The organism is Streptomyces sp. NBC_00287 (genome assembly GCF_036173105.1).
In the GTDB taxonomy this organism is placed as follows: domain Bacteria; phylum Actinomycetota; class Actinomycetes; order Streptomycetales; family Streptomycetaceae; genus Streptomyces.
This window is the reverse complement of sequence record NZ_CP108053.1, coordinates 6,742,161-6,754,551: the sequence shown is the minus strand read 5'-3', so window position 1 is coordinate 6,754,551 and position 12,391 is coordinate 6,742,161. Positions and strand designations below refer to the sequence as shown.

Here is a 12,391-nt window from a genome sequence, read left to right as displayed (position 1 = left end):
GGCATCGGTGCCGGGCCCCTTCGGCAGCCTATATGAAAATGGTTCCCATTAGCCAGGGGTGGGAGGCGGAAGGAACGCGACGACCGCACACCGGCTGTGTCAGCCTGCCGCCATGCCGACCGAACTCCGCGAGCACGCGGGCCGCCACTACGCCGTCCAGTTCACCTACGCGCTGCCCGACGACGCCTGGGCCGTGGAGCTGAGCGAGGCCGAGCCCGCGCCGCCGTCCTGGGCGCAGACCCCCGGCGCGCAGACCCATCTGCCCGGACCGGCCTTCGCGGTGGCGCTCGTCCCGGACGAGGACCCGGAGCTGGCACCGACCGTCCGCCTCTACAGCCCCGACGAGCGGGTGATCCCGTACGAGATCATGCGGTGGTACATGGAGTTGGTGGCCGACCAGGTGGAGCGGTGCCGGATCGCCTATGAGGCCGAGGGCTGACGTACGCCGACGGCCGGAGCCCCCGCACAGTGGGCTCCGGCCGTCGGGGCCGTGGGGTACGGCTCAGAGGGCGAGGCCGGTGAGGACCAGCACCCGCTCGTAGGTGTAGTCGTCCATCGCGAACTTGACGCCCTCGCGGCCCACGCCGGACTGCTTGGCGCCGCCGTACGGCATCTGGTCGGCGCGGTAGGACGGGACGTCGCCGATGACCACGCCGCCGACCTCAAGGGCGCGGTGGGCGCGGAAGGCGGCCTGGAGGTCGTGGGTGAACACGCCCGCCTGGAGGCCGTACTTGGAGTCGTTGACGGCGGCGAAGGCCTCGGCCTCGCCGTTCACCTTCTGCACCGACAGGACGGGCCCGAAGACCTCCTCGCAGGCCAGCGTGGTGCCGGCCGGCAGGTCGGTCAGGACGGTCGGCGCGTAGGAGGCACCGTCACGCTTGCCGCCGGTGAGCAGCGAGGCGCCCGCCTCGACGGCCTCCTGGACCCACGCCTCGACGCGCTGGGCGGCGTCCTCGCTGACCAGCGGGCCGACGTCGGTCTTGGTGTCGGAGGGGTCACCGGTGACCTGGGCCTCGACGGCGGCGACGATCCGCGGCAGCAGACGGTCGTAGACCGAGGCGTCCGCGATCACGCGCTGCACCGAGATGCAGGACTGGCCGCCCTGGTAGTTGGAGAAGGTCGCGATCCGGGTCGCGGCCCAGTCGAGGTCCTCCTCGCTCGCCCAGTCGCCGAGCACGACAGCCGCGCCGTTGCCGCCCAGCTCCAGGGTGCAGTGCTTGCGCGGCACCGAGTCCATGATCGCGTAGCCGACCTCCTCGGAACCGGTGAAGGAGATCACCGGCAGCCGCTCGTCCTGGACGAGGGCGGGCATACGGTCGTTGGCGACCGGCAGGATCGACCAGGAACCGGCGGGCAGCTCGGTCTCGGCGAGCAGCTCGCCGATGATCAGACCGGAGAGCGGGGTCGCGGGCGCCGGCTTGAGGATGATCGGCGCGCCCGCGGCGATCGCCGGGGCGATCTTGTGGGCGCACAGGTTCAGCGGGAAGTTGAACGGCGCGATGCCGAGCACGACGCCCTTCGGGAAGCGCCGGGTCAGCGCGAGGCGCCCCTGGCCGCCGAGGTCGGTGTCGAGGCGCTGGGCCTCGCCGCCGTTGAAGCGGCGGGCCTCTTCGGCGGCGAAGCGGAACACGGAGACGGCACGGCCGACCTCACCGCGGGCCCACTTGATGGGCTTGCCGTTCTCGGCGGAGATCAGCTGGGCGATCTCCTCGGTGCGCTCGACGAGGCGACGGCTGACGTGGTCCAGGGCGGCGGCCCGTACATGCGCCGGGGTGGCGGCGAACTCGTCCCGCACGGCGTACGCGGCGGCCACGGCCTCCTCGACCTGGGCGTCGGTCGGCACGCTCACCTTGCCGACCACCCGGCCGTCCCACGGAGAGGTGACGTCGAAGGTGTCCTCGCCGGAGACCTGGCGGCCGGCGAGCCAGAAGGCGTGGGTGGAAGTCATATGCGAGTCCCGGCCCTTCCGCGTTGGGGGTGGGTGTTCCTTGGTTCGGGGTCCACGGTAGGGGCGCGGGGGCGGTGTGGCGTTTGTCCGAGTCGTAGTAGTGGCGGGCGGGGGCACTACGGATTGGCGAGGTGGGCTACTCGGCCGACGTCGCCTTCAGAGCCAGCCACAGCTCCATGCGTACGTCCGGATCGTCCAGGGAGCGGCCGAGGATCTCCTCGACCCGCCGCATCCGGTAGCGCAGGGTGTGCCGGTGGACGCCCAGGTCCGCGGCGGCCGCATCCCACTGGCCGTGCCGGGACAGCCACGCCCGCAACGAGGCGACCAGGTCGCCGCGTCCGGTCGCGTCGTGTTCGTGCAGCGCCCTGAGCAGCCCGTCCGCGAACGCCCGTACCGCGTCGTCCGCGAGCAGCGGCAGCACCGAGCCCGCGGCCAGTTGCTCGTGCTCCACGATCACCCGCCCCCGCCGCCGGGCCACCGACAGCGCCTGCTCGGCCTGCTTGTAGGCGGCGGCCGCGGCGATCGGACCGGCCGGCGCGGAGAGCCCGACGACCAGTTCGTCCTCCTCGCCGACCGCCGTCTCCCGTACGGCGCTGCCCGCCCGCGCGGCCTCCAGGGCCGTCGCGTACTCCGCGCACGCCGACACCGCGGCGCCGCCGTCCGCGGCCAGCACCACCAGACGCTCGCCCTCCGGTACGACCAGCACGGCCTCCCCGGCGCGCGCGGCGGCGGACTCGACGATCTCGGCGAGGGCGCCGAGCGGATCGCCGTCGGTGTCGGAGGCGGCGGCGAGGGCGGCGGCCGAGGGCTTGGCGGCGGTGGGCACCCGCGACGGGTTCTCCACGGCTGCCAGGGCGGCCGACGCCGAGCCCGACACCGCCACCGACTCCGCGACGATCATCCGGAAGGGGGCGTCCAGCAGGACGCCGTACAGATCCCCGGCCACCGCGCGGGCGTGGTCCGGCTCGCCCGCGAGCAGCATGCGCAGCACCGCCGTACCCACGCGCTGTTCGGCCGCGTGCAGGGAGCGGGAGCGTTCCGTGGTCAGGGTGAGCAGGGCGATGGCCGAGTGGACGGCGTAGCGCTCGGCGGTGCCGAGGGCCGCGGCGGTGCCGACCGCGAGCGCCGCGCGGGGCCTGCGGCCCGTGCCCAGGCTGTGCAGTTCGACCCGGTCCTCGTTCTCCGGGCCGCCGACCACGGACGAGGCGGGCGCAGGCCGCTCCCGCAGCCGCTCCACGTCCGCGGTGATCCGTGCCGCCCGGCGGCCTGCCCACTCCGGGGCGGTGGCGACTACGGCGCCGGAGGCGTCGTAGAGCGCGGCCCAGCCGTCGACCTGCGAGGCGAGCGCGGCGAGCAGCCCCTCGGGCCCGTCGGTCAGCGCCTGCTTGGTCAGCTCGCGCTGGGCGGCGAACCCTGCTGTGACCGCCCGGTACTGATCGGCCGCGATGGCCGCCGACACGGCCTTGCTGATGGCGAGGAACGGCGTGCGGCGCGGGACCTCCAGCAGCGGCAGCCCCTCCTTGCGGGCCGCCTCGACCAGGGCCTGCGGAATGTCCTCGTAGTTCACCCCTACGGCGAAGCCGAGCCCGACGACCCCGGCGCCGGCCAGCCGCTTCACATAGCGGCGCATCGCCTCGGGGTCCTCCGCGTCCAGCTTGAGCGCGGTGATCAGCAGCAGCTCCCCGCCCTCCATATAGGGGACGGGGTCGGCGAGCTCGCTGACATGCGCCCAGCGGACGGGCACGTCCAGACGGTCCTCGCCCGCGCGCACGGTGAGTTTGAGCGCGGAGTGATGGACGAGCGAGGCGAGCGTGGGGGGCATGAGGCCTTCAGGTCGGTGAAGTCAGTGTGATCGTCGTGATCATTTGGCCGCTGTGTATGAACAGCCTATGCCGATTCTGCCGCACCGTATGGACGAGCTGTCACTCCCGCAGATCCACCAGCAGCGGCGGCGCGTGCTCGCCCCGCACATCCGTCAGCGACAGCACCGCATGCCCCGGCGGCACCGCGTGCGCCAGCTCGGACGCCGACCAGCGCTCCCTCTCGACCTGCCGCACGGTGACGGCCCGCGCGGTCGGCGCCTTGCCGGTGATCACCCGGCGCACCGCGTGCAGCGCCTTCCCGGCGGGCGTCTCCGCGATGATCTGCCGGTCGGTGACATCCCGCGCCTCGGTCCACTCCTTGCCCCACGCCTCGGCGAAGTCCTGCCCGTCCCACGGCGTGAGCCCGGACAGCGCCATCCGGCAGCCGGCCGCCCCGAGCAGCGGTCCGCGCAGCGGCCTGGGTACGTCGTCCAGGGAACGCAGGGTCACCACCGCGCCGGCGTTCCCGGACCGCAGCCGCTGGATCCCGCGTACGGCCTCGGGCGTCACCACGCCCGTCGCGTCGTCGAGGATCAGACAGGCGAACAGCGACCGGTCCTCGCGCACGGCCACGCTCGCCGTGAACTGGGCGAGCACCAGCCGCGCCAGCATCCGCGAGGCGTCCGCATGTCCACGCGCGGGCAGGTCGATACGGACCCGCACGGGGTGGTCGAGGGCCTTGAGCGAGAAGGGCCGCGACTGCCCGGAAGTGTCGAAGAACCCGGCGAACGCAGGCCGGTCCAGCAGCGCCACCCGGTCCGCGAGGACTCCCCCGACATCGCCGGGATGCGCCAGCTGCCGCTCCCGCGCGTCCAGTTCCCGCAGCAGCGACTCCTGCCCCGACCCCTCCAGCGCGGTACGCAGCGCGGCAAGCGGTCCGGGCGCGCCGTCGAGCAGCTGGCGCAGCTCAGGAACGGACGGGAAGCGCCCGTGCACCGCCCGGAACGGGCCGAGCAGTTGGGCCAGCACGGTCGTGGAGCGGCGGCTGTCGCTGCCGGGGTGCGGATCGGCGAGGTCTCCGACCAGCGCCTCGGCGAGCACGGCCGCGGCCTCGTCGGGGTCGGTGGTCCCGCCGTACAGGTCGAGGTCGTACACGGACTCCGGATTCCCGATGCGTACGACGACGTCGTAGGCGTCGGCCGGGCCGAGCCCCGCGCCCGCGGCGCCGACCACCACGACCGCGGCGCGTCCGGCGAGTGCGTGCAGGCACAGCGACTCGGCGAGCGGACGGACGACGGTACCGGTCTTGCCGGAGCCTGCGGGGCCGACGGCGAGCAGGGAGGTGCCGAGCAGATCGGGGCCGAGGGCGAGACCGGTGCCTCGGTAGGCGTAGGGGTTGCGGGGGTCGTCGGCGGTGGTGCCGAGGCGGACCTGCCCCGTCACCAGATCGTGCCGGGACAGCCGGGTCGGCAGATCGCGCTCACCGGAGGGGTGCAGACAGGCGGCGGCGCCGTCCTTCAGCACCGCGCCGGTAAAGGTGGCGAGGCTGTGCCGGCCACTGCGCACGCTCTGCCAGGCGCGGATGATCCGGGCGTGATCGACGTCCCGCATCATCCCGGCCTTCCCCTCGGCGGCGAGCCGCTCGGCGGCGTCGACGGCACCGACGGCGCGGAGCTGCGGCCACTCGGCGGGGTCCTGTTCGGGGGCGGGCGGACGCTCGGGGAGGGCCGTCCGGCGGGGCCAGGCAGGTGGGCCGTAGCGGCGCCAGACCTCGCTCCAGCGGCCGAGGCGGCCCACGGCGAACATGATCGCGAGGGCGATGAGGGTGTAGTAGCTGTACCAGAGGATCGCGTTGCCGACGCGGTCGTTGTTCTCGCGCCAGGAGTCCGGGGTGAACAGCTCCAGCGGCAGCACCCACCAGCCGCCGAGGTAGCCGTTCCACAGCAGCGACCAGACCAGCCAGCCCACCAGGAACGCGATCAGCGCCCCGCTCAGCAGCTGCCGCCCGGGGATCTGCTCCGGCTCCTCGTCGGGCCGCGGCCGGTGTCCGAACCGCCAGACGCCGGGCAGCGCCTCCGGCCGGGGCGTGCGCAGCCACGCCAGGAACGCCGAACCGTCCGGCATCGGCGGCGCCGAGGGCCTCGGTGGAACAGCGGAGCGTGATCGCGGCACAGGAGTCGCATGCGTACCCCGCGCGTCCTGCGTCCCGTCGCTGTCCATCGCCCTTGCCCCCTGACCAGCCGTTCCGTACCACCGTCAGCGAGCCAATCTAACGCCCCCGCAAGGGGAGTTCACGGTTAGCCGCCCCGGCATGCTGGCCGGAACCGGACTCCCGCTATGTCCACCACGGACAACCGGCCCCGTCGACAACGCCCACATGGAGCATGCCCACCCCCCGCTCCCCGCCCTAGCCTGCGAGAAAAGAGAAGACAAGCGTCCGCAAAACCCCCAGGAGCCCCTCATGACCGACCTTCCGCAGGAGCGCCGCGTCGTCACCGCCATCCCCGGCCCGAAGTCGCAGGAGCTGCAGGCCCGCCGCACCGCCGCGGTGGCGCAGGGCGTGGGCTCCGTGCTGCCGGTGTTCACCGCGCGCGCGGGCGGCGGCATCATCGAGGACGTCGACGGCAACCGCCTCATCGACTTCGGCTCCGGCATCGCCGTGACCTCCGTCGGCGCCTCCGCCGAGGCCGTCGTACGACGCGCCTCCGCGCAGCTCGCCGACTTCACCCACACCTGCTTCATGGTCACGCCGTACGAGGGCTACGTCGAGGTCGCCGAGGCCCTCGCCGAGCTCACCCCGGGTGACCACGCCAAGAAGTCCGCGCTGTTCAACTCCGGCGCCGAGGCCGTCGAGAACGCCGTCAAGATCGCCCGTGCGTACACCAAGCGCCAGGCCGTCGTCGTCTTCGACCACGGCTACCACGGCCGCACCAACCTCACGATGGCGCTGACGGCGAAGAACATGCCGTACAAGCACGGCTTCGGCCCGTTCGCGCCCGAGGTCTACCGCGTCCCGGTCGCCTACGGCTACCGCTGGCCGACCGGTGCCGAGAACGCCGGTCCGGAGGCCGCCGCGCAGGCCATCGACCAGATCACCAAGCAGGTCGGCCCGGAGAACGTGGCCGCGATCATCATCGAGCCGGTGCTCGGCGAGGGCGGCTTCATCGAGCCGGCCAAGGGCTTCCTGCCGGAGATCGTGAAGTTCGCGAACGCCCACGGCATCGTCTTCGTCGCCGACGAGATCCAGTCCGGCTTCTGCCGTACCGGCCAGTGGTTCGCCTGTGAGGACGAGGGCATCGTCCCGGACCTGATCACCACCGCCAAGGGCATCGCGGGCGGTCTGCCGCTCGCCGCCGTCACCGGCCGCGCCGAGATCATGGACGCCGCCCACGCCGGCGGCCTGGGCGGCACCTACGGCGGCAACCCGGTGGCGTGTGCCGGTGCGCTCGGCTCCATCGAGACGATGAAGGAGCTGGACCTCAACGCCAAGGCGAAGAACATCGAGGCGGTCATGAAGGCCCGCCTCGGCGCCATGGCCGAGAAGTTCGACATCATCGGCGACGTCCGCGGCCGTGGCGCGATGATCGCCATCGAGCTGGTCAAGGACCGCACCACCAAGGAGCCGAACGCGGAGGCCACAGCCGCCCTCGCCAAGGCCTGCCACGCCGAGGGCCTGCTGGTCCTGACCTGTGGCACCTACGGCAATGTGCTGCGCTTCCTCCCGCCGCTGGTCATCGGCGAGGACCTGCTCAACGAGGGCCTCGACATCATCGAGCAGGCTTTCTCCCGCATCTGACGCACCTCTGACCCCAGTGGCCCCAGCGGACTGGGGCCGCGGGGGTCAGAGGGTGTGAAGAAGGTGTGCGAGGTGTCTGTCAGGACTCGATTCCGACTGTCTTGGGCGCACCCCCTGTCGTAAGTTCTACCCAGATGAGAGATACACCCCGCCCACAGGGGACTGTGGGCGACTTCAGGCCGGGGCCTCCCCAGCTTCGACCTGGTCGTGCCCTCGCGCACACAAACGGGGCCTCTGGCCCCGGATCTCCTCACCGATCGGACAGTCGCTCGCCCCAAACCCCCCGGGGCGCGCGACCATCCGATCCGGACGGCCGCCTCGGAACCACCCCCCCTGTTCCGGGGCGGCCGACCTCCCTCCTCTCCCTTCTGGGACTTCTCGGGCTTCCGGCCCTTCTCTTCGCGCTGATCACCTGGCAGGTCGTGGCCGACGGCCCGCTGGTAAGGGTGGACGAGCGGCTCAGCAGAGCCCTCGTCCATCCCGATCGCGACTCCGAACTCCTCGCGGATCTGGGCAATGTGCAGGTCGCGCTGCCCGTCCTCCTGGTGAGCCTGGTCTACGTCGCCCTGCGCTCCCGGCGCAGTGGTACAGACCGCTGGTGGTGGCCGGCCACGGCCGCGGCGCTGCTGATGGCACTGGTTCCGGCCTTGGTGGTACCCATCAAGGAGCTCACCGACCGCCCGGGCACCCCCGTCGTGCCCCCGGCCACCGGCTACTTCCCCTCCGGCCACACCGCGACCGCCGCCATCGCCTACGGCGCCGCGACCCTGCTCCTCCTCCCCTGGCTCCGCACCTCCGCAGCCCGCCGCATCTGCGTGACCGTCTGCGCCGCCCTCGTACTCGGCGTCTCCTACGGCCTGGTCCGGCGCGGCTACCACTGGCCACTGGACGTCGTGGCCAGTTGGTGCCTCTGCACGGTCCTGCTCACCGGCTACGTCCTGCTCATCAGCCGAAGTAGCCGTCGAAGGTCCGCTGGAACTCCCAGTTCGAGTACCGGTCCCAGTTGATCGACCACGTCATCAGGCCCCGCAGCGCGGGCCAGGTGCCGTGCGTGGCGTACGAGCCGCAGCTCACCTTCTTCGTCAGACAGTCGAGGGTCTTCACGACCTCGGCCGGAGGGACATGACCGTTGCCCGCGTTCGTGGACGCGGGCATGCCGATGGCGATCTGGTCGGGGCGCAGCGGCGGGAAGACGTTGTTCGCGTCGCCCGCGACCGGGAAGCCGGTGAGCAGCATGTCGGTCATCGCGATGTGGAAGTCGGCGCCGCCCATGGAGTGGTACTGGTTGTCGAGGCCCATGATCGGGCCCGAGTTGTAGTCCTGGACGTGCAGCAGGGTCAGGTCGTCGCGCATGGCGTGGATGACCGGGAGATACGCGCCCGCCCTCGGGTCCTGGCCGCCCCACTTGCCGGTGCCGTAGTACTGGTAGCCGAGCTGGACGAAGAAGGTCTCCGGGGCCATCGTCAGCACGAAGTCGTCGCCGTACTTGGCCTTCAGGGTCTTCAGGGCCGAGATCAGGTTCACGATCACCGGCGTCTTGGGGTTCTTGAAGTCCGTGTCGTCGGCGTTCAGGGAGAGCGAGTGGCCCTCGAAGTCGATGTCCAGGCCGTCGAGGCCGTACTCGTCGATGATCTTCGAGACCGAGCTGACGAAGGTGTCCCGCGCGGCGGTCGTCGTGAGCTGCACCTGGCCGTTCTGGCCGCCGATGGAGATCAGCACCTTCTTGCCCGCCGCCTGCTTGGCCCTGATCGCGGCCTTGAAGTCGGCGTCACTCTCGACGTTCGGACATTCGGCGACCGGGCAGCGGGTGAAGCGGATGTCGCCGGAGGTGACCGAGGTCGGCTCGCCGAAGGCCAGGTCGATGACGTCCCAGCTGTCGGGGACGTCCGCGAGACGGGTGTAGCCGGAGCCGTTGGCGAAGCTGGCGTGGAGGTAGCCGACGAGGGCGTGCGGCGGAAGGTCGGAGGAGCCGCCCCCGCCCGCGGTGGTCGTCGCGGTGACCGTGCCGGACTTCGCGGACTCGCCGGCGTCGTTCACGGCGGCGACCTGGAAGGCGTACGCCGTCTGCGGTGACAGTCCGGTCACCGTCGCCGAAGTGCCGCTCACCGTCTGGACCTTGACGCCGTCGCGGTAGACGGCGTAACTCGTCGCGCCTGTTGCCGCGGTCCAGGACAGGGCGACGCTGGAGGAGGTGATCGTGCCTGTTCTCAGGCCGGTGGGCGGTGCGGGTGGTTGGCCGGGGTCGACGGAGGGGCCGACCAGGGAGACGTCGTCGGCGTGGTAGGCGCCGGTGCCGTACCAGCCGTGGGTGTAGATCGTGACCTTGGTGGTGGACGGTCCGGTGCGGAAGGTCGTGGTGAGCTGCTGCCAGGTCGGCGCGGACTGGGTCCACGTCGAAACGTCGGTGGTGCCGGTGCCGCTCGCGCCCAGATAGACGTACGAGCCTTGGACGTAACCGGACAGCGTGTACTGGGAGTTCGGCTGCACGGTGACGGTCTGCGCGCACCGGGCGTTGTCGCTGCCGGCCGGAGTCGCCCGCAGCGCTGAACTGCCGCTGCGCACAGGTGAGGTGACGGTGGTGCCCGCCGTACAGGTCCAGCCGGTGAGACCGGATTCGAAGCCTCCGTTCCTGGCCAGGTCCGCGTCGGCCGCACGGGCGGCCGACGAGAGCGCGGTGATGCCGGGTACGGCCAGGGCCATGGCCGTGAAGAGGGCGATCAAATGTCTGGTGCGATCCACAAGTGCCTCCGGGCTTGGGGGAATTGGAGGGTGGAGCGCGCTCAACTTGGTCCAGACCAATTGGGTTGTCAAGACCCCCTGTCAGCTTTCTCCCGGTCAGTCCTCCTCGTCCGTGGCCAGTCCCGCCGCCGCTTCATGCATGGCCAGTTCGAGCAGTGCGGGGTCGGTGAGGGTGCCGGATCCGTCCGGTGGGACCAGCCAGCGGACGCCGCCGGTGGCGCGCCCGGGGTAGGGCACCACGATCCAGGTGCCGGCCCCTGCCGTACGGATGCCGGTGCCGAGCCAGCGGGCCGCGGTGCCCGGCGGTACCAAGAAGCCCATGCGGGCGTCGCCGAAGTCGACGAGCACCGGGCCGGGCCGGTCGAGGATACGGGTCAGTACATCGAGCGTCGGGTAGCCGAGTTCGCCCGGCAGGATGAGCACGTCCCAGGCCTTCCCGGCGGGCAGCAGGGCCACCCCGAGCGGGTTGCGTTCCCATTCCCAGCGGCAGGCCTCGGGATCCGGTGCCACGGACGCGAGCCACTCGACCGCCGTCTTCGCCCCTGTCATGACGGGACCTCCCTTTTCCGTCGTGGACGCCTTGTGCGTCAGGAGGGAGAGGGAGGTCCCTGCCAGGCATTACGCGGGTTTCCGCAACCTTTTGAAGTGAACCGGAGCACATCCGGCGCGCGTCAGCTGTCGAAGCCGAGACCCAGCCGGTCCATCGTCTTCAGCCAGAGGTTGCGCCGCCCGCCGTGCGCGTCGGCCCGGGCCAGCGACCACTTGGTGAGCGCGATCCCGGTCCAGGCGAACGGCTCGGGCGGGAAGGGCAGCGGCTTGCGCCGGACCATTTCCAGTTCGGTCCGCTCGGTGGGCTCCCCCGACAACAGGTCCAGCATCACATCGGCACCGAAGCGGGTGGCGCCGACGCCGAGCCCCGTATAGCCCGCCGCGTACGCGACCTTCCCGCCGTGTGCTGTGCCGAAGAACGCCGAGAAGCGCGAGCAGGTGTCGATCGCGCCGCCCCAGGCGTGGGTGAAGTTGAGGCCCTCCAGCTGCGGGAAGCAGGTGAAGAAGTGATCGGCGAGCTTGGCGTACGTCTCCGGGCGGTCGTCGTACTCGGCGCGCACCCGGCCGCCGTACGGATAGATGGCGTCGTAACCGCCCCACAGGATCCGGTTGTCGGCGGACAGCCGGAAGTAATGGAACTGGTTGGCGCTGTCCCCGAGGCCCTGGCGGTTCTGCCAGCCGATCTCCTTGAGCTGGTCGTCGGTGAGCGGCTCGGTCATCAGGGCGTAGTCGTAGACCGGGACGGTGAAGGCGCGCACCCGCTTGACCAGGTTCGGGAAGATGTTGGTGCCGAGGGCGACCTGGCGGGCGCGGACCGTTCCGTACGGGGTGCGTACGGCCATGCCGGCGCCGTACGGCTTCAGGTCCAGCGCGGGCGTGTGCTCGTACACCCGCACCCCGAGCCGGACGCATGCCGCCTTCAGACCCCAGACCAGCTTGGCCGGGTTGAGCATGGCGACGCCCCGGCGGTCGTGGAGGCCCGCCTGGAATGTCGGTGAGTCGACTTGTTCCCGCACGGCATCGGCGTCCAGGAACTCGACGCCCTCGGCGAGTCCCTCGCGCTCGATCTCCTCGTACCAGTCGCGCAGTTCCCGGGCCTGGTAGGTCTCGGTGGCGACGTCGATCTCGCCGGTGCGTTCGAAGTCGCAGTCGATGCCGTGCCGGGCGACCGCCGCCTCGATCTCGTCGAGGTTGCGGGCGCCCAGCTCCTGAAGCTTGTGGATCTCGCCCGGCCAGCGGGCGAGCCCGTTGGGCAGACCGTGGGTGAGGGAGGCGGCGCAGAAGCCGCCGTTGCGGCCCGAGGCGGCCCAGCCCACCTCGCGGCCCTCCAGCAGGACGACATCCCGGTGCGGGTCGCGCTCCTTGGCCAGGAGCGCGGTCCACAGTCCGCTGTATCCGCCGCCGACGACCAGCAGATCGCAGGTCTCGGCGCCGGTGAGCGCGGGCTCGGGGTGGGGCTTGCCGGGGTCGTCCAGCCAGTACGGAACCGGCTGTGCTTCAGAAAGTGCCTTTGTCCAACGGCTCATGGCGCTTGGGGCCATGATTTCAACTCCCTAC

9 protein-coding genes are annotated in these 12,391 nt (G+C 71.6%); 3 read left to right on the top strand and 6 right to left on the bottom strand.

The features are described 5' to 3' along the window. The first annotated feature begins 112 nt into the window (after positions 1-112). A complete protein-coding gene (locus OHT76_RS30965) occupies positions 113-439 on the top strand; it encodes a hypothetical protein (protein ID WP_328874139.1) in 327 nt (108 codons plus the stop codon). Positions 440-502: 63 nt separating this feature from the next. On the opposite strand, the gene OHT76_RS30960 is transcribed toward OHT76_RS30965, so the two are convergent. From OHT76_RS30960 to OHT76_RS30950, 3 genes are all read right to left on the bottom strand, one after another. After that, the gene (locus OHT76_RS30960; protein WP_328874138.1) at positions 503-1,948 is read right to left on the bottom strand and encodes an aldehyde dehydrogenase family protein; all 1,446 of its coding nucleotides are present in this window, start codon (positions 1,946-1,948) and stop codon (positions 503-505) included. Positions 1,949-2,084: 136 nt separating this feature from the next. After that, positions 2,085-3,770 (bottom strand): PucR family transcriptional regulator, encoded by a 1,686-nt coding sequence (locus OHT76_RS30955; protein ID WP_328874137.1) that lies wholly within the window; start codon positions 3,768-3,770, stop codon positions 2,085-2,087. Between the two features lie 100 nt (positions 3,771-3,870). Continuing rightward, positions 3,871-5,970 (bottom strand): ATP-binding protein, encoded by a 2,100-nt coding sequence (locus tag OHT76_RS30950; RefSeq protein WP_328874136.1) that lies wholly within the window; start codon positions 5,968-5,970, stop codon positions 3,871-3,873. A gap of 241 nt (positions 5,971-6,211) precedes the next feature. On the opposite strand from OHT76_RS30950, the gene gabT reads away from it, so the two are divergent. Both gabT and OHT76_RS30940 read left to right on the top strand, forming a co-directional pair. Next, positions 6,212-7,546, top strand: a complete 1,335-nt coding sequence (gene gabT, locus OHT76_RS30945) for a 4-aminobutyrate--2-oxoglutarate transaminase (protein WP_328874135.1) — start codon at positions 6,212-6,214, stop codon at positions 7,544-7,546. A 164-nt stretch (positions 7,547-7,710) separates the two neighbouring features. Beyond that, positions 7,711-8,553, top strand: coding sequence for a phosphatase PAP2 family protein (locus OHT76_RS30940; RefSeq protein WP_328876663.1), 843 nt, complete (start codon positions 7,711-7,713; stop codon positions 8,551-8,553). Here OHT76_RS30940 and OHT76_RS30935 read toward each other — a convergent pair. The 3 genes from OHT76_RS30935 to OHT76_RS30925 all read right to left on the bottom strand — a co-directional run bounded on the left by OHT76_RS30935 (position 8,492) and on the right by OHT76_RS30925 (position 12,375). Further along, on the bottom strand, positions 8,492-10,246 hold the full coding sequence (locus OHT76_RS30935; RefSeq protein ID WP_328876662.1) for a chitinase: 1,755 nt from the start codon (positions 10,244-10,246) through the stop codon (positions 8,492-8,494). The two genes, OHT76_RS30940 and OHT76_RS30935, sit on opposite strands and share 62 nt — an antisense overlap. A gap of 135 nt (positions 10,247-10,381) precedes the next feature. After that, positions 10,382-10,834: a hypothetical protein gene (locus OHT76_RS30930; protein WP_328874134.1), complete on the bottom strand. Its 453-nt coding sequence runs from the start codon at positions 10,832-10,834 to the stop codon at positions 10,382-10,384. A gap of 122 nt (positions 10,835-10,956) precedes the next feature. Next, the gene (locus OHT76_RS30925) at positions 10,957-12,375 is read right to left on the bottom strand and encodes an NAD(P)/FAD-dependent oxidoreductase (RefSeq protein WP_328874133.1); all 1,419 of its coding nucleotides are present in this window, start codon (positions 12,373-12,375) and stop codon (positions 10,957-10,959) included. Positions 12,376-12,391: the final 16 nt, after the last annotated feature.

What these genes read in the sequence shown, in the direction of transcription:
- OHT76_RS30965 (WP_328874139.1), top strand. Translation starts at nt 113, where the DNA reads ATGCCGACCGAACTCCGCGAGCACGCGGGCCGCCACTACGCCGTCCAG.
- OHT76_RS30960 (WP_328874138.1), bottom strand. Translation starts at nt 1,948, where the DNA reads ATGACTTCCACCCACGCCTTCTGGCTCGCCGGCCGCCAGGTCTCCGGC.
- OHT76_RS30955 (WP_328874137.1), bottom strand. Translation starts at nt 3,770, where the DNA reads ATGCCCCCCACGCTCGCCTCGCTCGTCCATCACTCCGCGCTCAAACTC.
- OHT76_RS30950 (WP_328874136.1), bottom strand. Translation starts at nt 5,970, where the DNA reads ATGGACAGCGACGGGACGCAGGACGCGCGGGGTACGCATGCGACTCCT.
- gabT (WP_328874135.1), top strand. Translation starts at nt 6,212, where the DNA reads ATGACCGACCTTCCGCAGGAGCGCCGCGTCGTCACCGCCATCCCCGGC.
- OHT76_RS30935 (WP_328876662.1), bottom strand. Translation starts at nt 10,246, where the DNA reads ATGGCCCTGGCCGTACCCGGCATCACCGCGCTCTCGTCGGCCGCCCGT.
- OHT76_RS30930 (WP_328874134.1), bottom strand. Translation starts at nt 10,834, where the DNA reads ATGACAGGGGCGAAGACGGCGGTCGAGTGGCTCGCGTCCGTGGCACCG.
- OHT76_RS30925 (WP_328874133.1), bottom strand. Translation starts at nt 12,375, where the DNA reads ATGGCCCCAAGCGCCATGAGCCGTTGGACAAAGGCACTTTCTGAAGCA.